The organism is Kitasatospora misakiensis (genome assembly GCF_042656005.1).
Classification (GTDB): Bacteria; Actinomycetota; Actinomycetes; order Streptomycetales; family Streptomycetaceae; genus Kitasatospora; species Kitasatospora misakiensis.
In genome coordinates, this window is sequence record NZ_JBHSOF010000005.1 from 50,607 (window position 1) to 69,086 (window position 18,480).

General features: G+C 72.2%; 18 protein-coding genes. 12 read left to right on the forward strand and 6 right to left on the reverse strand.

All coding sequences use genetic code 11. The annotated features are described in order from the left end of the window. Positions 1-3 precede the first annotated feature (3 nt). Positions 4-210: a hypothetical protein gene (locus ACFP3U_RS06165; RefSeq protein ID WP_380224182.1), complete on the reverse strand. Its 207-nt coding sequence runs from the start codon at positions 208-210 to the stop codon at positions 4-6. A 137-nt stretch (positions 211-347) separates the two neighbouring features. After that, entirely contained in the window at positions 348-1,727 is a 1,380-nt protein-coding gene (locus tag ACFP3U_RS06170) for an FAD-dependent oxidoreductase (RefSeq protein ID WP_380224183.1), read from the reverse strand. Positions 1,728-2,123: 396 nt separating this feature from the next. Here ACFP3U_RS06170 and ACFP3U_RS06175 point away from each other — a divergent pair, with 396 nt between their 5' ends. Next, on the forward strand, positions 2,124-2,435 hold the full coding sequence (locus tag ACFP3U_RS06175) for a TetR-like C-terminal domain-containing protein (protein WP_380224184.1): 312 nt from the start codon (positions 2,124-2,126) through the stop codon (positions 2,433-2,435). Between the two features lie 36 nt (positions 2,436-2,471). Here the strand turns inward: ACFP3U_RS06175 and ACFP3U_RS06180 are convergent, their stop codons facing one another. Further along, positions 2,472-3,737 (reverse strand): cytochrome P450 family protein, encoded by a 1,266-nt coding sequence (locus ACFP3U_RS06180; protein WP_380224185.1) that lies wholly within the window; start codon positions 3,735-3,737, stop codon positions 2,472-2,474. 483 nt (positions 3,738-4,220) lie between these two features. On the opposite strand from ACFP3U_RS06180, the gene ACFP3U_RS06185 reads away from it, so the two are divergent. Beyond that, positions 4,221-5,849, forward strand: a complete 1,629-nt coding sequence (locus ACFP3U_RS06185; RefSeq protein WP_380224186.1) for an ABC-F family ATP-binding cassette domain-containing protein — start codon at positions 4,221-4,223, stop codon at positions 5,847-5,849. 150 nt (positions 5,850-5,999) lie between these two features. Next, positions 6,000-8,315: an MMPL family transporter gene (locus ACFP3U_RS06190; RefSeq protein ID WP_380224187.1), complete on the forward strand. Its 2,316-nt coding sequence runs from the start codon at positions 6,000-6,002 to the stop codon at positions 8,313-8,315. A gap of 24 nt (positions 8,316-8,339) precedes the next feature. On the opposite strand, the gene ACFP3U_RS06195 is transcribed toward ACFP3U_RS06190, so the two are convergent. Next, positions 8,340-9,410, reverse strand: coding sequence for a mechanosensitive ion channel family protein (locus tag ACFP3U_RS06195; protein WP_380224188.1), 1,071 nt, complete (start codon positions 9,408-9,410; stop codon positions 8,340-8,342). 316 nt (positions 9,411-9,726) lie between these two features. On the opposite strand from ACFP3U_RS06195, the gene ACFP3U_RS06200 reads away from it, so the two are divergent. The 7 genes from ACFP3U_RS06200 to ACFP3U_RS06230 all read left to right on the forward strand — a co-directional run bounded on the left by ACFP3U_RS06200 (position 9,727) and on the right by ACFP3U_RS06230 (position 15,769). After that, a complete protein-coding gene (locus ACFP3U_RS06200; RefSeq protein ID WP_380224189.1) occupies positions 9,727-10,155 on the forward strand; it encodes a pyridoxamine 5'-phosphate oxidase family protein in 429 nt (142 codons plus the stop codon). A 538-nt stretch (positions 10,156-10,693) separates the two neighbouring features. Next, complete coding sequence (locus tag ACFP3U_RS06205) at positions 10,694-10,897, forward strand: cold-shock protein (protein WP_380224190.1); 204 nt, start codon at positions 10,694-10,696, stop codon at positions 10,895-10,897. 288 nt (positions 10,898-11,185) lie between these two features. Continuing rightward, on the forward strand, positions 11,186-12,661 hold the full coding sequence (locus ACFP3U_RS06210) for an alpha/beta hydrolase (RefSeq protein ID WP_380224191.1): 1,476 nt from the start codon (positions 11,186-11,188) through the stop codon (positions 12,659-12,661). 219 nt (positions 12,662-12,880) lie between these two features. Further along, the gene (locus tag ACFP3U_RS06215; RefSeq protein WP_380224192.1) at positions 12,881-13,156 is read left to right on the forward strand and encodes a cupin domain-containing protein; all 276 of its coding nucleotides are present in this window, start codon (positions 12,881-12,883) and stop codon (positions 13,154-13,156) included. Positions 13,157-13,570: 414 nt separating this feature from the next. Next, on the forward strand, positions 13,571-14,230 hold the full coding sequence (locus tag ACFP3U_RS06220) for a DUF1326 domain-containing protein (protein WP_380224193.1): 660 nt from the start codon (positions 13,571-13,573) through the stop codon (positions 14,228-14,230). A 185-nt stretch (positions 14,231-14,415) separates the two neighbouring features. Continuing rightward, the gene (locus ACFP3U_RS06225; RefSeq protein WP_380224194.1) at positions 14,416-14,754 is read left to right on the forward strand and encodes a hypothetical protein; all 339 of its coding nucleotides are present in this window, start codon (positions 14,416-14,418) and stop codon (positions 14,752-14,754) included. A gap of 1 nt (position 14,755) precedes the next feature. Then, on the forward strand, positions 14,756-15,769 hold the full coding sequence (locus tag ACFP3U_RS06230) for a tyrosinase family protein (RefSeq protein WP_380224195.1): 1,014 nt from the start codon (positions 14,756-14,758) through the stop codon (positions 15,767-15,769). A gap of 29 nt (positions 15,770-15,798) precedes the next feature. Here the strand turns inward: ACFP3U_RS06230 and ACFP3U_RS06235 are convergent, their stop codons facing one another. Then, positions 15,799-16,431 (reverse strand): DUF3105 domain-containing protein, encoded by a 633-nt coding sequence (locus tag ACFP3U_RS06235; RefSeq protein WP_380224196.1) that lies wholly within the window; start codon positions 16,429-16,431, stop codon positions 15,799-15,801. A gap of 256 nt (positions 16,432-16,687) precedes the next feature. On the opposite strand from ACFP3U_RS06235, the gene ACFP3U_RS06240 reads away from it, so the two are divergent. Next, complete coding sequence (locus ACFP3U_RS06240; protein WP_380224197.1) at positions 16,688-17,020, forward strand: ArsR/SmtB family transcription factor; 333 nt, start codon at positions 16,688-16,690, stop codon at positions 17,018-17,020. A 17-nt stretch (positions 17,021-17,037) separates the two neighbouring features. Continuing rightward, positions 17,038-17,541, forward strand: coding sequence for a GNAT family N-acetyltransferase (locus ACFP3U_RS06245; protein ID WP_380224198.1), 504 nt, complete (start codon positions 17,038-17,040; stop codon positions 17,539-17,541). 145 nt (positions 17,542-17,686) lie between these two features. Here the strand turns inward: ACFP3U_RS06245 and ACFP3U_RS06250 are convergent, their stop codons facing one another. Beyond that, a complete protein-coding gene (locus ACFP3U_RS06250) occupies positions 17,687-18,445 on the reverse strand; it encodes an aquaporin (protein ID WP_380224199.1) in 759 nt (252 codons plus the stop codon). Positions 18,446-18,480: the final 35 nt, after the last annotated feature.

The following is an 18,480-nucleotide window of genomic DNA, read 5'->3' on the forward strand; positions in this document are numbered from 1 at the left end:
TTCCTACTCACCGCCGGTCGAGGAAGGTACGCAGCCGGTGCCGAGCCGACGGCGGGCGCCGGACACTGCGGGCGGCACGTCGTCGGCGGACGGCTCCAGGAACGGGGCCCGGTCGACCGGGAGCAGCCGGGCCTGGTCGGTGACCAGGACGGGCATGTCGGCGGCGGGCTCGGAGAAGGGCTGCCACAACGGGCGGCGGTCGGAACTCATGATCGCAGTGTCGCAGGCCCGTGGCCTGTGGTGGGGAGTTTCAGCGGGTCGGACCTCACCACGGCCCGGGCGCAGACTCACCGGCGTCGGCACACGTTCCGGTGACGACGGGTGCGACATCACGTCACCCACCTCCCTCAGGTGGCGGCCCCGGGGCAGGTGCAGTTCGTGAGGTGGCGGGGGATCGAGGGTAGCGAGGCGAACTGGGCGAGGGCGCGGGGTGAGGCGAAGGTGGTGGCCGGGTCGAGCATCTGCATGGTGCGGACGAACCGCAGGTACAGGCCCGGGTGGTGCGGGACGCGGGCGGTGAGGGCGCCCATGAAGGCGGTGCCGAGCCGACTGGTCAGCGGAAGGTCGGCGCCCTGCCAGAGTCGGTCGGTGGAGGTGCTCACCAGCCAGGCGCTGCGGACGAGGGCGGCGGCGCCGCGCTGGAAGGTCGGGCCGAGGCTGTCCATGGCGCCGTGGCGGGTGAGCAGGGTGTCGAGCAGTCCGGCCTGGAGGGCGGCGACGGTCATGCCCTGGCCGTAGACGGGGTTGAAGGCGCAGATGGAGTCCCCGAGGGCGATGAGGCGGCCGGGCCAGTGGGGGACGCGGTGGTAGGGGTGCCATCGGTTGGCGGTGGTGTGGGTGCGGAAGATCGGGCCGGTGGGCGTGCCCTCGTCGATGATCCGAACGAAGTCGGGGTTGCGCATGCCGGCGGCGTAGGCGCGGAAGCCGTCCTCGTCGGCGGGAGCCCGGTGGCCGGCGGCGCCGACCAGACTGAGCAGCCAGCGGTCCGGTCCGACGCGGACGGCAATGCCGCCGCGGGGGGCGGACGGGGCGATGGTGGGTTGGTAGGAGGCGAACCAGTCGCGGTCCGGATCGTCCTTGACGGTGTAGGCCCGGGAGGCGTAGCTGGCCTTCCCGTCCACGACCAGGGGGGCGGGGAGCTGGTAGCCGGCTCGGGTGAGCCACTGGGGAAGTCGGCTGCCGCGCCCGGTGGCGTCGACGACCAGGTCGGCGTGCAGCACCAGCTCGTCCGCGCCCGGGCCGTCGGGTGTGCGGGGGCGGGCGGCGACGGCGATGCCGTTGTCCGCCCGGTCGATCAGGAGCCGGTCGGCGCGCAGTCCGTTCTGGAAGGTGACGTTGTCGAGGGCGGTGACGCGCTCGCGGATGGCCTGTTCCAGAAGGCTGCGGGCCAGGAGCTGCACCTCGATCCCGATGGGGTCGCGGGGCGCCCAGCCGGTGGGGAAGAGGATCCTCACGCCTTCGGCGAAGTCCGTCACCGGGCAGCCCTGGGCGAGGAGTTCGGCTCGCAGGCCGGGGAAGAACTCCTCCAGCTGTGCGGCGCCACGGGCCAGCAGGGCGTGCGGGTGATGCGACTGGGGGACGCCCGGGCGGGCTTCCGCCCCGGGCGAGGCGTCCTGCTCCAACACGGTGACGCGGCGAAAGTGCCCGGACAGGACGCGGGCGGCGAGCAGGCCGGCGTAACCGCCGCCGATGACAACGGCGCTGCCCCGAGGGGGTGTTCGAGTCATCGTGCTCTCCCTGTCTCCGGGTCTCCGTGTCTCCGCGGTCCGACGCGCGGCGGCCGCTGACCACCTTTCCTGTTCGATCGTGGCCTTACAAGATCGCGGCGTGGTTGACTTTTCATCAGATCTCGCGACCACGAACAAAGCGGGTGTTGCGGTGGGCGCCGGGAAAGGAACTACACCCGAGGCGGTTCGGCGGGCCATGAGTAGTGCACACCGGTGAGCTGTTCGGAGCGCACCCACAACTGGCGGGCCGTAGCAGAGTCCTGGATCGCACGCTCCCGGCTGCGGAGGGCGGGCTCGCCGCGGAGTTGGAACGGCCCGGCGGGCGCGACGTAGCTTCCCCCGGGCAGGTCGGGGACGGTCGGCCTGCGTGCGCTGGCCCGCTCCCTCGTTGCCACCATGGCCACGCAAGCGGGCCGGGCCCTGCTGACCACCGTCCTCTCGGACGCCGTGCGCCTCCCGCAGCTCGCCGAAGTCAAGCACGCGCTCTTCGACGACCGGTTCCGGCGGGCGGAACCCGTGGTCACCCGGGCCATTGAGCGCGGTGAACTACCCGCGGACACCGACCCCGCCGAACTCCTCAAGGCCCTCGCCGCGCCGATCTACTTCCGGCTCGTGTTCACCGGCGAGCCGGTCGACGAGGCGACCGCGGACCGCGCGGTGCGCGTTGCCCTGGCCGCCGCGCACGCCCACGCGCTGCCGGCGGTCTGACCGCAGGCCCGGGCACCGCGACATCGGCCCGTCAACTTACGGCGCCCCGTGGAGGAGGACGGGGAGGGTGCGGTGGCCGTTGGAGATCAGGGACTCGACGGGGCTCAGCTCCGTGCCCGGGGCGAGGGTGACGTCCGGGAAGCGGTCGAAGAGTGCCCGCAGCGCGGTGGCGCCCTCCAGACGGGCCAGCGGGGCGCCGAGGCAGAAGTGCGGGCCGTGGCCGAAGGCGAGGTGGTCCTTGACCGGGCGGGTGACGTCGAAGACGCCGCCGTCCTCGCCGTAGCGGACGGGGTGGCGGCCGGCGGCGGCGTAGGAGGCCAGGATCGGCTCGCCCCGGGGGATGGTCGCGCCGCCGGGGAGCTCGATGTCCTCGACGGCGAAGCGCAGCGGCAGGTGGGCGACGGGCGCGTCGCGGCGCAGCGCCTCCTCGACCACGTCGCCCCAGCCGACCTTGCCGGACCGGACCAGGGCGAGCTGCTCCGGGTGGGTGAGCAGGGCGGCGATGCCGTTGTCGATGAGGTTGACGGTGGTCTCGTAGCCGGCCGAGACGATCAGCAGGAGGGTGTCGCGCAGCTCCTCCTCGGTCAGCGCCGAGGCGGCGCCGGTGGTCCCGTCCGCACCGTGCTCGCCGTCCTCCGTATCCTCCCCGTCACCGGTGTCGCGGGCCGCGATCAGCAGCGAGGTCATGTCGTCGGCGGGCTCGCGGCGCTTGGTGGCGATCAGCTCGTCGAGCATGCCGTAGAAGGTCGTCAGGTTGGCGACGGCCTCCTCGGCGGTGAGGGTGGTGTCGAAGACCCGGTCGACGGTGGTGCGGAAGCTGTCCTTCAGGGTGTCCGGGAGTCCCAGCAGCCGGGCGATGACCTGGATCGGCAGCCGGTAGGCGAGGTGCTCGCGCAGGTCGACGACGGTGCCGGGCGGCAGCGCGGCGAGCTCGTCCAGCAGGGCGTCCGTCAGCTGCTCGACCTGCTCGGTCATGGCGTTGATCTGGCGGGCCGAGAACGCGGTGCCGACCAGCCGGCGCAGCCGTCGGTGCTCGGCGCCGTGGGCGGTGAACATGTTGCGGGCGCCCACCCAGACCGCCAGCGGCCAGGTGGGGACGACCTCGGCGAAGTCCGGCCAGTGCTGGAGCCCGTCCTTGGACACCCGGGGGTCCTTGAGCAACTCCTCCAGCAGCTCCGGGTCGGCCACCGCCCAGGCCCGCACCCCCAGGAGGTCGACGGGCGTCGCCGGTCCGCGCCGGAACAGCTCGGCGCTCTCGGCGTCGCGGTCGCGGCCGGTCGGGTCCAGCACGAGACGGTCCACGGGGGCTCCTTCGGTCGGGTCGGGTGGACGGCGGAGGCGCCCGTCGACGGAGGCTCGCGGCGACGGGGCCCGCACGGGGACGAGCATGCCGCCGCCCGACCGTCCGCGTCGAGAGGGCCTGTGCGGTACGGACGGTGACGGATGATCAGGCCGTGCGGTGACCGCGGCGCCACGGCCGGGGCGCGGCGCCGGAAATTCAGTGGACGACCGAACCGGGGCCGGTTAGTCTCGCAAGACCGTTGATCTTTCCTCGGACTTTTCCTCATTGCCGCACGTGATCGCCTCACACGGCATGACCTCAAGGAGACCGGACATGGTGGTGGACGACGACATCTCCGGGTGACTACCCGGAGCCGACAGGCCGCTCGCCGGTGCATCGAAGCACCGCTGCCGCGGTCCGGCTGTCGTCGCCTTCTCCCCTTCGTCCGACACCGGGCCGGGTGTCTCCTTCCCCGGTCCCCGTCATCCCCCGAGGTCACCCCCATGTCCGGCGCTTCCGTCGTCTGCTCCCACCTGTCCTTCTCCTGGCCCGACGACACCCCCGTCTTCCAGGACCTCTCCTTCGCCGTGGGCCCCGGCCGCACCGGCCTGGTCGCGCCCAACGGCAGCGGCAAGAGCACCCTGCTCGGGCTCCTCGCCGGCGAACTGCGGCCCACCGCCGGGTCGGTGACCGTCGAGGGCACCCTCGGCCACCTCCCGCAGACCCTCCCGCTGACCGCCGGGCTCACCGTCGCCGAGGTGCTGGGCGTCGCCGAGGTGATCCGGGCCATCGACGCGGTGGAGTCCGGGGACGTCGACGAGCGGCACTTCACCACCATCGGCGACGACTGGGACATCGAGGAACGCACCCGCGCCCAGCTCGACCGGCTCGACCTGGGCCACCTCGCCCTCGACCGCACCCTGAGCACCCTCAGCGGCGGCCAGATCGTCTCGCTCGGCCTGGCCGGCCGCTTGCTGAAGCGGCCCGACGTGCTGCTGCTCGACGAGCCCACCAACAACCTCGACCGTGACGCCCGGCACCGGCTGTACGACGTCCTGGACGACTTCCACGGCTGCCTGCTGCTGGTCAGCCACGACCGCGCGCTGCTCGACCGGACTGACCGCATCGCCGAGCTGGAGCGAGGCGAACTCCGCTTCCACGGCGGCAACTTCACCGCCTACGAGGAGGCCGTCCGGGCCGAGCAGGAGGCCGCGGAGCGCAATGTCCGCAACGCCGAGCAGGAGTTGAAGCGGGAGAAGCGCGAGATGCAGCGGGCCCGCGAGCGGGCCGACCGCCGGCAGAGCAACGCCGCCCGCAACCTGAAGAGCGCCGGCCTGCCCAAGATCTTCGCCGGCACCATGAAGCGCGGCGCGCAGGAGGCCGCCGGCCGGGCCGGCCAGGTGCACGCCGGCCGGGTCGGCGAGGCCAAGGCACGGCTGGACGAGGCCGGCCGCGCGCTGCGCGAGGAGCAGCGGATCGTCCTGGAGCTGCCGGACACCCAGGTGCCCGCCGGCCGCACCCTGTTCCTCGGCGAGCGGCTGCGCGTGCGCCTCGGCGAGCGGGAGGTCTTCGCCGCCCCCGGCGTCGACCTGACCGTCCGCGGCCCCGAGCGCATCGCGCTGACCGGCCCCAACGGCGCCGGCAAGAGCACCCTGCTGCGGCTGCTGGAGGGCGGCCTCGCCCCGGACGGCGGCGAGACCCGGCGGGCCGACGGGCGGATCGCCCACCTGTCCCAGCGGCTGGACCTGCTCGACCCGGACCGCACGGTCGCCGAGAACTTCGCCGCGTACGCCCCGGAGCGGCCGGAGGCCGAGCGGATGAACCTGCTCGCCCGCTTCCTGTTCCGGGGTGCCCGCGCCCACCTGCCGGTCGGGGTGCTGTCGGGCGGCGAGCGGCTGCGCGCCACCCTGGCGTGCGTCCTGTGCGCGGAGCCGGCCCCGCACCTGCTGCTCCTGGACGAGCCGACGAACAACCTCGACCTGGTCAGCGTCGGCCAGCTGGAGAACGCGCTGAACGCCTACCGGGGCGCCTTCGTGGTGGTCAGCCACGACGAGCGCTTCCTGGAGCGGATCGGCGTCACCCGGCGGCTGCACCTGGCCGGCGGCGAGCTGCGGGAGGTCGCGACGCCCTGACGACCCCGCTGCTCCCCGACAGCGGCGCCCGTGGCACCCCGCGCGCCGCTGTCGGGGGGACTACCCGCCGGTACCGGACGATCGGCGCGGCGGGCCGGGAACGCTGCTCCGGATCGGTGTACAGCCGCGCCGAAGACCCGGGAGCCGTTCATGCCGCCGTCCGTTCCGCCGTCCACGCCGCCGTCCGACCGCCGCGGTCCGTCGGCCGCCGCGCCCCCGGCCAAGCGGGCGGCGCTGCGCCGTCTGGGCGAGTGGTGCGCCCGCCACTCGGTGCTGGTCATCGTGCTGTGGATCGTGGCGCTGGCCGCCGTCCAGACGGCGAACAAGACGGTCGGCGGCGAGTACTCGGACGACTTCTCGCTGCCCGGCTCCCAGGCGCAGCAGGGCCAGCAAGTCCTCCAGGCGCACGTGCCGGCCGCCGCCGGCACCAGCTCCCAGGTGGTGCTGCACGACGCCCAGCCGCTGACCGGCTTCGCCCCGCAGGTCTCGCAGGCCGTCGCCTCGCTGGCCGAGCTGCCCCACGTGCTGGGCGCGCAGAGCCCGCTGCCGCCGGCCGGGCAGCCCGCCCCGCCCGGCGGGCCGCTGGCCGCCGACGGCCTGACGGGTTACATCACCGTCCGCTTCGACACCAACCCCACCCTCCTCGGCGACGACTACCTGGCCGGGGTGGACGCCGCGGTCGCCCCGCTGCGGGCCTCCGGGGTGCAGGTGGAGTACGGCGGGCCACTGGGCGAGCTGGCCCGGCCGGCGCCGGACGACCGGTCCAGCGAGGCGATCGGGTTCGCGGTGGCGATCGTGGTGCTGCTGGTCGGCTTCGGCAGTGCCATCGCGGCCGGCCTGCCCCTGGTGACGGCGCTGTTCGCGGCCGTGGTCGGCCTCGGCGTGCTGGGGCTGATCGCGGCGCTGTCCACCTTCGCGACCGTCGCCCCCACCCTGGCGACCATGATCGGTATCGGTGTGGGCATCGACTACGCGCTGTTCCTGCTCACCCGGCACCGACAGAACCTGATGGACGGCGTCGATCCGGTGGCCTCCGCCGGGCAGGCGGTGGCCACCAGTGGGCGCGCGGTGCTGGTCTCCGGCTGCACCGTGATCATCGCGCTGTCGGGGCTGTCGGTGTCGGGCATCTCCTTCATGGCCAAGCTCGGGGTCGCCGCCGCGGTCACCGTGGTCTCGGCGGTGTGCGGGGCGCTCACCCTGCTGCCCGCGCTGATGGGGCTGATCGGCCGCCGGATGGACCGGATCACCGTCGGCCGCCCGATCGCCGAGACCGGCACCGCCAGCGAAGCGACTACCGGCGACACGACCACCAGCGAGGCGACCACCGGCGAGGCGACCACCGGCGTCTGGCACCGCTACGCCCGGCGGGTCGAAAAGCGCCCCTGGTGGTACCTGATCGCGGGCGTGGTCGCGCTCGGCGTCCTGGCGATCCCGCTGTTCTCCATCCAACTCGGCCACATCGGTGACGGCGCCGACTCCACCGACTTCACCGACCGCCGCGCCTACGACCTGATGGCGGAGGCCTTCGGCCCCGGCTCGAACGGCCCGCTCACCACCGTCGTCGACCAGAGCGCCGTCCCCGCCGAGAACCGGCCGACCGTCCAGGCCGCCGTGCAGCAGGCCCTCACCGGCCTGCCCGGCGCGGCGAGCGTCGGCCCCCTCCAGCTCAGCCCGGACGGCGTGGTGCTGTTCAACACCGTCATCCCGGCGAGTTCCCCGCAGGAGCAGGCCACCACCGACCTGGTCAACCACCTGTCGGACACCGTGCTGCCGGACTCGGTCACCGGCACCGGCGCCAAGACGTACGTGACCGGCAACACCGCCGCCCAGGTCGACTTCCTGGACATCGTGTCGAGCCGGCTGGTGCTGATCATCGCGGTGGTGGTCGGGCTCGCCTTCCTGATCATCCTCGCCGTCTTCCGCGGCCTGCTGGTCGCCGTCAAGGCCGCCGTGCTCAACCTGCTCTCGATCGCGGCCTCGTACGGGGTCCTGGTGGCGGTCTTCCAGTGGGGCTGGGGCGGGCCGGCCCTCGGCGTCGCGGGGAAGGTCCCGATCGAGAGCTACGTGCCGATGATGATGTTCGCGATCGTCTTCGGTCTGAGCATGGACTACGAGATCTTCCTGCTCTCCCGGGTGCACGAGGCCTGGCTGCGCACCGGCCGCAGCCAGGACGCCGTCGCCCACGCCCTGGAGATCACCGCCCGGGTGATCAGCTGTGCCGCGCTGATCATGGTGAGCGTCTTCGCGGCGTTCATCGTCAGCGACAACATCGTGATCAAGATGATGGGCCTGGGCCTGGCCGTCAGCGTCCTGGTGGACGCCACCATCGTCCGCCTGCTGCTCGTCCCGGCGGTGATGACCCTGCTCGGCGCGTCCGCCTGGTGGACCCCGCGGTTCCTCGACCGGGTGCTCCCCCACATCGACGCCGAGGGCGAGGGCGAGAAGGCGGAACCGGTCGGCCGCTGACGCCACGGCCCGGGCGCGCCGCCGCTACCACCCGTCCCGCGAGCGGGGGACGGAGCCCCGGGCCGATCCGCCGACGTCGGTCACGGACACCCGCGGCAGGGCGTACGGGTGGTGGTCCCGCAGGTGGCCGATGAGGTGCTCGCGCAGCTGGCAGCGGAGCTCGAACGCGTCCTCGCCGTTCGCGGCGGTGGCCAGCGCCCGGACCACGATGGTGGTGGGCGTGGTGTCGACCACCTGGAGGGCGCTGCCCTCGCCGTCCCACAGCGGGTGCCCGGAGAGGAAGGCGTCGAACTCCTCCCGCAGCTTCCCGACCGGGGCGTGGTGGTCGAGGTGGAGCAGCGCCGTGCCGGTGATCCGGCTGGTCCGGCGGGACCAGTTCTCGAACGGACGCCCCACGAAGTACGACATCGGCATGACGATCCGCCGCTGGTCCCAGGTCGCGATCACCACCGCCGTCAGCGTGATCTCCTCCACCGTCCCCCACTCCCCCGCCACCACGACGACATCACCGATCCGGGCCAGGTCGCCGAACGCCATCTGGACGCCGGCGAAGACGTTGCCGAGTGTGCTCTGGGCCGCCACGCCCGCCACCAGACCGACCAGGCCCGCGGAGGCGAGCAGACTCGTCCCGACCCCGCGCACCGCCGGGAAGGTCATCAGGATCGCGCCCAGCGTCGCCAGCGCCACCACCGCCTGGCAGATCCGGCCGATCAGGTCGGCCTGGGTCCGGGCCCGACCGGCCCACGCCGCGTCGCGGCGGTGCACGGCGATCCGCACGGTGCCGTCCACCAGCAGCGCCACCACCCGGGCACCCAGCCAGCCGCCGGAGGCGATCGCCAGGATCACGGCCCCGTGCCGCAGCGCGTCACGGGCGGCGGGCGGCGCGTCGATCCACGGCTGGGCGCCGAGCAGGATCAGACACGCCGCCAGCGCCAGCAACGGGCGCCGGCAACGGGCCAGCACACCCCACACACCCGTCGATCCGCCGTCGGCCGCCGCCCGCCGCGCCCCCGTGCGCGCGGCCCGATCCAGGCCGTACGCGAGCAGGACGGCCGCGAGTGCCGCCACCGCCAGTCGTACCAGACTCCACCCCATCGTCCCGTTCTCCCGTCCTCTCCCGGCACCGGGCCCTCGCGCCCGTTCCGCCGCCTCGTTTGTCCCGCCTCGGCCCGGCCACACCTGCCGCTCCCCCGCGACTCCCGGCGGGCGGCATGGATCCGCCGAAGGCAGCGGAGTCCGGGTGGGGCTGTTCGAGGTGTCCGGGTGGTGTGCCCCGTCACGGAGCAGGCCGCGGTTCGTTGGGCGGGTCAGGATGCCGTCCGAGTTCGGAGGAGATGCCATGTCGGCCAGGGTGGACGACCGGATCCGTGTGGGGCCCGAAGCCCGACTTTGAGAGCCAGGAGGAGCGTGCGTGGCACTGACTCGTGACGAGCGCGAGAGGTTCCTGGCGGAGCCACGTGTAGCCGCCCTGTCCGTCGACGCAGGGAAGGGGCTCGGTCCGCTGGTCGTGCCGGTCTGGTACCGGTACGAGCCCGGTGGTGATGTCAGGGTGATGACCGATGCGGGCTGCCGCAAGGCCCTGCTGATCGAAAAGGCCGGTCGCTTCAGCCTGATGGTCGAATGCACGGAGCCGCAGGCCCGCTATGTCTCCGTCGAGGGGCCGGTGGTCCGCACGTCGCCCGGGTCGATCGAGCTGTTCCGCGAAGTGGCGGCCCACTATCTCGCCCCCGAACTGGTCGAGAGCTGCGTCGAGATCGCGGCAGCGAGGTACGGCGGTGAGCGCGTGGTCTTCCACATGCGCCCCGAGAGGTGGTTGAGCAGGGACCTCAGCATGCCGTGACCCGAGCCCGGAGGGCGGGCCCGAGGTCCAGGGCGCGGTCCCCGCCGCCTGCTGTGGTGCGCCAAGGCGCGTGGTCGTGTTCGGTACTTCGGGTGAACGCCGCCGGGTCGGGGCGGTCGGGGCGGAAACGAGGACGGAGCTAAGGGCGGTACAGCCGGCGGGGACACCCCTGGCGGGCCGGGTGCCACGGGACCTGGCCCCTTCTGTGAGGACACGGCGGAAGCAGCTTCGCCGAGGGCGACAACGGCACCGCCGGAACGGACGGAACGTCCGGCGGCAAGGGCGGCGGCGGCCTGGTGGTCATCGCCTGGTAGCACCGCCCACCACCAGCCCCGATACCCGATGGCGCCGAGCACCTCTGAGGAGCGGGGCTCGGCGCCATCACGGGCCGCGCCACGTCACCGCGGGGACGGCTCATCCGGGCGGAGCAACGGAGGATTCGCGGGCATCCGAACCCGGGGATAGCCCTCGGGCCGCACTCAAGGCGGGCGAGGCAGGGACGCGCGGTCGCGTCACGGCACCAGGCAAGGATTCCGAAATGACGACAGGCACCGTGAAACTCTGGAACGCCGACAGGGGCTACGGCCAGATCACCGAGGACGGAAGCGGGAAGGACGTGATCGCCTCCGCCGACGACATCCAGACCAACGGATCGAGGGAACTGGAAGAAGGCCAGCGGGTCGAGTTCGAGGTCGCCATGGGGAACGGGCATCCCGTGGCAGTGATGATCCGCCCCATGTAGGGACTGCTTCGGGCGATCGTGTTCGGGGCCAGGCGGGACCGCTACTGCGGTCCAGTTCCGAGGTGGACGTACCGCGCTTGTCGGCACGGACTCACACCGCTCGAATAGGCCGATCGCCGGATCGGCCCTGTGGCAATTCTCGTATCGCTCTTCGTCTCGCTCTTCGTCGAAGTCCGAAGGCCGCCCGCCACGTGAACCTCCACGCGGCCGGGCGGCTCGGCGTTTGGTCGAGTACGTGCCACTTACCGTCACTCAAGCGGAGGAAGCAACACCTTGGGAGGGCATCGAATGTCCAGGAAAGCCCTGTCCGTCGCGGGCGCCGCAGTCGCCATGGTCGTGACTCTCGGCGCGCCGGGGGCGACCGCGAACACGACGACGACCGCGAGCACGGTGGCGGCCGCGTCGCGACCCCTGATCTGGGGCCCGTGCCCGAAGGAGGCCGCGTCCCCCCGTCTCGAGTGCGCGACGCTCGACGTACCGCTGGACTACCGCGACCCCGACGGCCGCCGGATCGAGATCGCCGTCTCCCGGATGGCGAGCACGGACCCCGCCAAGCGCCGCGGTGTGCTCTTCACCAACCCGGGCGGCCCCGGCGCCGCGGGACTCGGCTACCCGGCAGCCCTCGCCGCCGCGGGGCTGCCGAAGGACGTCACCGACACCTACGACGTGATCGGCTTCGACCCGCGAGGCGTCGGCCGCAGCACACCCGTCACCTGTGACCTGACACCGTGGCAGCAGCAACGCGGCAGCTTCCCGCCGTACGCGCGCACCGCGGCCGACGTCGCCCGGGAGGCGGAGAACGCCCGGGCCGTCGCCCGGCAGTGCGCCGGCTCGCGAACCGGGTGGATGCTGCCGCACACCACCACCGCGAACACCGCGCGCGACATGGACCGGATCCGCGCGGCGCTGGGCGAGCCGAAGGCCTCCTACTTCGGCACCTCCTACGGCAGCTACCTCGGCGCGGCGTACGCCTCGATGTTCCCCGAGCGCGGCGACCGGATCCTGCTCGACAGCAACCTCGGCCCCGACGGCTACGACCTCCAGGCCTTCCGCCGGCTCGGTCGCGGAATGGAGGACCGGTTCCCGGACTTCACCGAGTTCGCGGCCGCGCACCCCCAGTACGGCCTGGGCACCACTCCGGAGCAGGTGACCGCCAAGTTCCACGAACTCGCCGACCGTCTCGATGCCGAACCGGTCGGCGGCATGGACGGGACGCTGTTTCGCGGGATGACCTTCGACCGCCTCTACTTCGAGGTCCTGATGCCCGTACTGGCCGAAGCCTGGCAGGCGCTCGACCGGGGCGAGCCGGTGCCACCGCCGCCGCCCTCGGAGAACCTGCTGGCCGGCCGCCTCCACGTGATCTGCGGCGACTCGCGTTGGCCCACGAAAATCGAGGCGTACCAGCGCAATGCCGCGATCGACCGGGTGAGGTACCCGTTGGTGGGCGGGTCCACCGGGTCCATCGGACCGTGCGCGTTCTGGCCCCACGAGCGGCCCGAACCGCCGGTGCACATCGATGACCAGGGCCCGTCGAACGTCCTGATGGTGCAGAACGAACGCGACCCGGGGACACCCCTGGTCGGGGCCGAGGAGCTACGGCGGGCCCTCGGCCGGCGGGCCAGGCTGGTGACCGCCGACCAGGGCGGCCACGGCGTCTACCCGTTCGGCACCAACACCTGCGCCAACGACGCGGCGACCGCGTTCCTGACCACCGGACAGCGCCCGGCGAACGACCTCTTCTGTGCGACCGGGCCGACCAGGTAGTTCCGCCACGGCGGGCTCGCCGTCCACGCCCTGGCGCCGCCCAGTGCGGCCGCGTCCGATGAGTTGCTCACCCGCCGCTCGGTGGCCAGTCACGCACGAGCGCGTGCGCGAGAGCCGCCCGCCGTGCAGGGCCGGGTGCCCGGGGCTACCGTCGGCAGTAGGTGAACGACGCTTCCTCTCCTCTACCCGGAGGTTCCCATGGCAGCGGACGCCGTACAGGTGGCACCCGATGTGTACAAGGTGCTCTTCGAGAACGATCGGGTACGGCTGATCGAGGCCCGGCTTCAGCCTGGTGCCACGACGGCCATGCACCACCATCGCGACAACCTCGTCTACAACCTCGCGGACGGGAAGGTGGCCTTCACCGACGAGTCCGGTGAAACCATCGAGGTCTCGCTCGCGGCCGGCGAGGCGCTGTGGTTCCCAGCTGTGGACCACTCCACGCACAACACCGGGAGCACCGAGGTCCACTCACTGCTGTTCGAGCTGAAGTAGCGGGCCGGACGGTCAGGGCGCAGCCGATCCACAACGAGCTCGGCTCGGCCGGCGAGTTCGGGGACGCCGGTTTGGGACGCCGGTTTAGGCCGCCGGCGGGTCCGGCCGCAACTCCCCCACGAGCGCAACCGGACCCTCACTGGCGGCCGGGCCCGGACACGGCTCCCCCACGGAGCGGCAATCGGGCCCGCATGCTGTTCACCAGCGACACGCAGCGTACATGCCATCTCCACGCAGCGCTACCGCATGCCGGCGGCCTAGGGACGGCGTGGGTCGGCGTGGGGCGGCGCGCCTTCCCAGGGCGCTCCGGGGAGCGCACTCTGGAAGGGAGGCCGCTCCGGTGATCCCGGGAGCCCACTCGGGACAGCGGCCTCGCCGGACCGACGCCCTCGGGGTGGCGGGAGGGAAAGCGAGATGACCGGACAAGCCACTACCACCGATACCCGCTGGCATGTCACCGGTGACTGGTTCGACACGTGCAAGTGCGCCATCCCCTGCCCCTGCACCTTCGCCCAACCGCCCACCTTCGGCGACTGCGACGGCATCATGGCCTGGCACATACGCGAGGGCACCTACGGCGACGTGCCGCTCGACGGCCTCAACGTCCTGATGGTCGGCTACTTCGTCGGCAACCCCTGGACCGGCGACCACACCGACCCCCGCGCCGCCGTCTTCCTCGACGAACGCGCCGACGAGCAGCAGCGGGCCGCACTGGGCGCCATCTTCGGCGGACAGGCCGGCGGATGGCCCGCGCAGTTCGTCGAGATGTTCCACCCCGAGATGCAGGGCATGGAGTTCGCACCGATCCACGTGACCGTCGACGAGGACCTCGCCACCTGGAGCGCGGAAGTCCCCGGCCGGGTCAAAGCGACCGCGGAAGCCCTGACCGGGCCCACCACACCCGAGGGCACCCGCGTCCAGGTCCACAACGCCCCGGGCGCCGAGGTCGGACCGGGCCAGATCGCCACCTGGGGCCGCGCCACCACCCACCGGGCCAACGCCTTCGGCTTCACCTGGGACCGCACCGGAACGTCCAGCAAGTACTTCCCGTTCGACTGGAGCGGCCCGAACTGAGCGGCATCCCCGACTTTGAAGATGACTGTGCGTCACGCCGAACTGCCGTTCCTCCGCCCGGCCGTCGCCCTGTGTGGCGGCCGGGCGCCTGAGCTGCGCGGTTCCTGTTCCGGCGGGATGGTGGGAGGAGGACGGCGTCCGCAGTCCGGCGGCGCGCCGGTACCGCGACCTCCCGGGATGCCGACATGGACCCGACCATCACCCCGGCAGACCTGACCGCTGCCGTCGACCCGGAAACGTTCGGAAACTACCTCGCGAGCATCAAGCCCGCGCACGACCACGGCCACATGGGCCACGGCCACCTCTCCTCCGTCCGTGAGGCGGAGTACGAAGGCCACCGGATCAGGATCGCCACCAGCTACGAGATCACCGTGGACGGCCGGCCGCTTACGGTCGGGCTCAGCGTGCACGACGACGGCACACTGTCCTGCCACGGCCTGCCGGCCTACCAGTTCGCCTCGGCGGTGGAAACGGTCCAGGCGCTGATCCGCAAGTACCCCAAGCACTTCCCGAAGGACGAATGAGATGTCCGTCGTCCGAAAGAACATCCTCACCGACGCCACCGCGCGGGACGACTACATCCAGGGCGTCCTCGCGCTCAAGCAGGAGAAGAGCGGCTTCACCACCCAGCAGCTCGGCGTCCCGGGACCGGCCGTTCCCGTGCACACCTACGACCTGTTCGTGATCTGGCATTGCTGGACGATGATGACGCCCATCCCGCCGAACGGGAATGCCGACGACCGCAACGCCGCCCACGCCGGGCCGATCTTCCTGCCGTGGCACCGGGTGATGCTCGGCCTGCTGGAGGCGAAGATCCAGAAGGTCCTCGACAAACCGGGCTTCGCCCTCCCCTACTGGGACTGGGCGTCCGACGGCGACCTCGGCTCACCGACCAGTGCCACCATCTTCACCGAGGACTACCTGGGTGGGGACGGCGACCCGGTCAGCACGGGGAAGTTCGCCTTCCACCCGGCCGACCCGTCGACCTTCACCGTCCGCATCGAGAGCGAACCCAGCGGAATGCCCGTCCAGACCGACCCGCTCCGCGGCCTGCGCCGGTCCTTCGCCACGGACTGGCCCGCCCTGCCGACCAGCGACGAGGTCAAGAGCACGCTCGCCTACGCGCCACCGAACGGCAGCCAGCCGGTGGCCCGCTACGACACCCTCAACTTCAACGTCTCCTCGCGGGGCTTCCGCAACCTGCTCGAAGGCTGGATCCCGCGCGATCTCCTCCGTCCGGTCCACATGCACAACCAGGTCCACGTGTGGATCAGCGGTGACATGGCCCTCAGCACCTCCCCCAACGACCCGGCCTTCTACCTGCACCACTGCAACGTGGACCGGATCTGGGAGGGCTGGATGAACCGGTTCGGTCGGATCTACACCCCGGACATGAGCTTCCCGGCGAACAAGTTCAAGGGCGAGCGGATCGACGACGAGATCGTCTCGCCGCTCGGCACGTCCGCGCTCGGTACGTCCGCGACGCCGGGGTCCGTGCTCGACTTCTCCTCGGTCTGCACCTACGACGTGCTGCCCTGAGGCGGCGCCGCCGCCTACTGCGTCGGCGCCTACTGCGTCAGCCCGCCCGTGCACGGGGCTCCGGGCTCGGGCGTCTGCGGTCCTTGGACGTAGCTGGTGAGGAAGGCGTCGACGCGCGGGTCGTTCGCGCTGTCCACGACCAGCTGGGTGCTCCACGCGGTGAGGGTGATCGTTCCCTGCTCGGTCGGGTAGGGGCTCATGAAGGTGTAGGGCTTGCCCTGGACCTTGGCCGCGAGGGCGGCGACGTCGGCCGGGGATGCCTTGTCGTTGTACGTGATCCAGACCGCGCCGTGTTCCAGGGAATGGACGGCGTTCTCGTTCGGAACGGGCTTGGTGTAGACGTCGCCGTTGCAGTTGAGCCAGAGCGGGTTGTGGTCCCCGCCCACGGGTGGCGTCTGCGGGTAGGCCACGGGGGTCTCGACGTGGGCCCGACCCGGCGCGCCGAAGGTCTGGACTCCGGCGATCGGGCTTCCCCGGGTCTCGCTCCCGCCGTCCGAGGCAGAGGTGACGACCCAGATGCCGCCGGCCACCACACCGGCAAGAATGAGGCCCGCGGCCGTGGAGTACACGATCCTCCGGCGACGCTCGCGGCGCCGTTCCTCCCGGCGCAGCTCATCGATCTTGGCGTGCCGAGCATCGGAGCTTTTCCTGGGAGCAGCCATCGCCGACATCCCTCTTCCCGCCGCACGGGCGCGCGGCGTTCATCTCCAGTATCGCCACGACATCCGGTCACCGCCTGACAGCTGCGGCCCGACCGGCTCCCAGCGCTGCGGCGCCCGTCCTCGGCGACCAGGACCAACCGCTCGCCCTCGGTCTCGACGGCGGCGGTGCGGAGGCCGGTGAGCGAGTTGGTCGGCCTACGCCTCGGGACTGTCGCCGGGTCGCCGGATGCCTTTCATCGACTATCGTCGATGGTCGATGAATGAGCCGAGGAGCACCAGCCCCGCCCTGGACGCCGACGCCGCGCGGCTGTACGCGTCGTGGTTCAGGGCGCTCGCCGACCCGACCCGGGTGCAGTTGCTGCACCTGCTGGCCGCCGAGGCGCGGCCGATGAGCGTCGGCGAGATCGTGGAGCGCTCCCCGGTGGGGCAGTCCACGGTCTCCCACCACCTGAAGGTCCTCGCCGAGGTCGGCTTCGTGCTGCCCGAGAAGCAGGGCACCTCCACCCGCTACCGGGTCAACCGCACCTGCCTCACCGTCTTCCCGGACGCCGTGCGCACCATCCTCGGTGAACCCCCGACCCCCTGCTGACCCCTGCGGAGGCCCCCATGAGTCAGGCCGCGATCACCGTCGTGCCGATGACCGCCGACCACGCCCGCCCAGTCCTGGTGATCTACCAGACCGGGATCGACGAGGGGAACGCCACCTTCGAGACCGAAGCCCCGACCTGGCAGGCGTTCGACACGGCCAGGCTGCCCGAGCACCGCTACGTCGCCCTCCACGAGGACGGCCGGGTGCTGGGGTGGGTGGCCGCCTCACGGGTCTCGGACCGGTGCGCGTACGCCGGGGTGGTCGAGCACTCCGTCTACGTCCACCCCGAAGCCCGCGGCCGGGGTGTGGCGGGCCGGCTCCTGGGGGCACTGATCCTCTCGACGGAGGCGGCCGGGATCTGGACGATCCAGTCCGGCGTGTTCCCGGAGAACGCGGCCAGTCTCGCCGTCCATGCGCGGGCCGGCTTCCGGGCCGTCGGCACCCGCGAGCGCATCGGCCGCCACCACGGCACCTGGCGCGACGTCCTGCTGATCGAGCGCCGCAGCCCGGCCGTCGTCTGACCCGGGGTGGATGACCCGCTACCGACGGCCTCCCCGCATGGATCGCACCGCCACACCATCATGGTGTGTTCGTTGAGATCTCCCCGGCGGGCCAGGCCGGCCTGGCCCGCTCAGACGACGAGGACCTGGACGCGCCGGACCGGGCTCACTTGGCGGTGGCCTTGGTGCGGTGGGTGAAGATCAGCGCGACCAGGGCCAGGCCGACGACCCCGCCGATGAGCTGCATGCCGATGAAACCGGGCAGCGAGCTCGGGGCGATGCCGGCGAAGGTGTCGGTGAACGCCCGGCCGATGGAGACGGCGGGGTTGGCGAAGGAGGTGGAGGAGGTGAACCAGTAGGCGGCGCCGATGTAGGAGGCGACCGCGACGGGGGCGAAGCGCAGGTGGTCGGTCTTGGCGAGTCCGAAGATCAGTAGGACGAGGCCGGCGGTGGCGACGACCTCGCCGAGGAGCAGGTGACCGGCCGAGCGGTCGTGGGTGGACCACTTCACCAGCGCCTCGCCGAACATCGCGTCCGCGAGGATCGCGCCGCCGATCGCGCCCACGATCTGCGCGGGGATGTATGCGGCGACTTCGCGGGCTCCCAGCCCCTTGGGGTCCTTGCGGCCGCTCCACCACTCGGCCAGCGTCACGACCGGGTTGAAGTGCGCGCCCGAGACCGGACCGAGGAGCAGGATCAGGACGCCGAGGCCGAAGACGGTGGCCAGGGAGTTGGCCAGCAACTGCAGGCCGACGTCCTGCGTGAGCTCGGTGGCCTGGATTCCGGAGCCCACGACGACCGCGACCAGGGCGGCGGTGCCGACCAGTTCGGCCGCCACCCGGTTCAGCAGCGGGATGGCCGGCGGTTCGGCGGCCAGCGGCTCGGCCTCGGCGATCTCAGGTCTCGCCTCGTCTATGGCGCTCAACGGGTACTCCTCGTGCAGGGCGGAGTGGGGCCGCC

Excerpts from the sequence above, each read along its gene's own strand:
- ACFP3U_RS06210 (WP_380224191.1), top strand. The coding sequence starts at position 11,186 with ATGTCCAGGAAAGCCCTGTCCGTCGCGGGCGCCGCAGTCGCCATGGTC.
- ACFP3U_RS06220 (WP_380224193.1), top strand. The coding sequence starts at position 13,571 with ATGACCGGACAAGCCACTACCACCGATACCCGCTGGCATGTCACCGGT.
- ACFP3U_RS06175 (WP_380224184.1), top strand. The coding sequence starts at position 2,124 with ATGGCCACGCAAGCGGGCCGGGCCCTGCTGACCACCGTCCTCTCGGAC.
- ACFP3U_RS06235 (WP_380224196.1), bottom strand. The coding sequence starts at position 16,431 with ATGGCTGCTCCCAGGAAAAGCTCCGATGCTCGGCACGCCAAGATCGAT.
- ACFP3U_RS06230 (WP_380224195.1), top strand. The coding sequence starts at position 14,756 with ATGTCCGTCGTCCGAAAGAACATCCTCACCGACGCCACCGCGCGGGAC.
- ACFP3U_RS06205 (WP_380224190.1), top strand. The coding sequence starts at position 10,694 with ATGACGACAGGCACCGTGAAACTCTGGAACGCCGACAGGGGCTACGGC.
- ACFP3U_RS06165 (WP_380224182.1), bottom strand. The coding sequence starts at position 210 with ATGAGTTCCGACCGCCGCCCGTTGTGGCAGCCCTTCTCCGAGCCCGCC.
- ACFP3U_RS06195 (WP_380224188.1), bottom strand. The coding sequence starts at position 9,410 with ATGGGGTGGAGTCTGGTACGACTGGCGGTGGCGGCACTCGCGGCCGTC.
- ACFP3U_RS06225 (WP_380224194.1), top strand. The coding sequence starts at position 14,416 with ATGGACCCGACCATCACCCCGGCAGACCTGACCGCTGCCGTCGACCCG.
- ACFP3U_RS06190 (WP_380224187.1), top strand. The coding sequence starts at position 6,000 with ATGCCGCCGTCCGTTCCGCCGTCCACGCCGCCGTCCGACCGCCGCGGT.
- ACFP3U_RS06185 (WP_380224186.1), top strand. The coding sequence starts at position 4,221 with ATGTCCGGCGCTTCCGTCGTCTGCTCCCACCTGTCCTTCTCCTGGCCC.
- ACFP3U_RS06170 (WP_380224183.1), bottom strand. The coding sequence starts at position 1,727 with ATGACTCGAACACCCCCTCGGGGCAGCGCCGTTGTCATCGGCGGCGGT.
- ACFP3U_RS06240 (WP_380224197.1), top strand. The coding sequence starts at position 16,688 with ATGAATGAGCCGAGGAGCACCAGCCCCGCCCTGGACGCCGACGCCGCG.
- ACFP3U_RS06245 (WP_380224198.1), top strand. The coding sequence starts at position 17,038 with ATGAGTCAGGCCGCGATCACCGTCGTGCCGATGACCGCCGACCACGCC.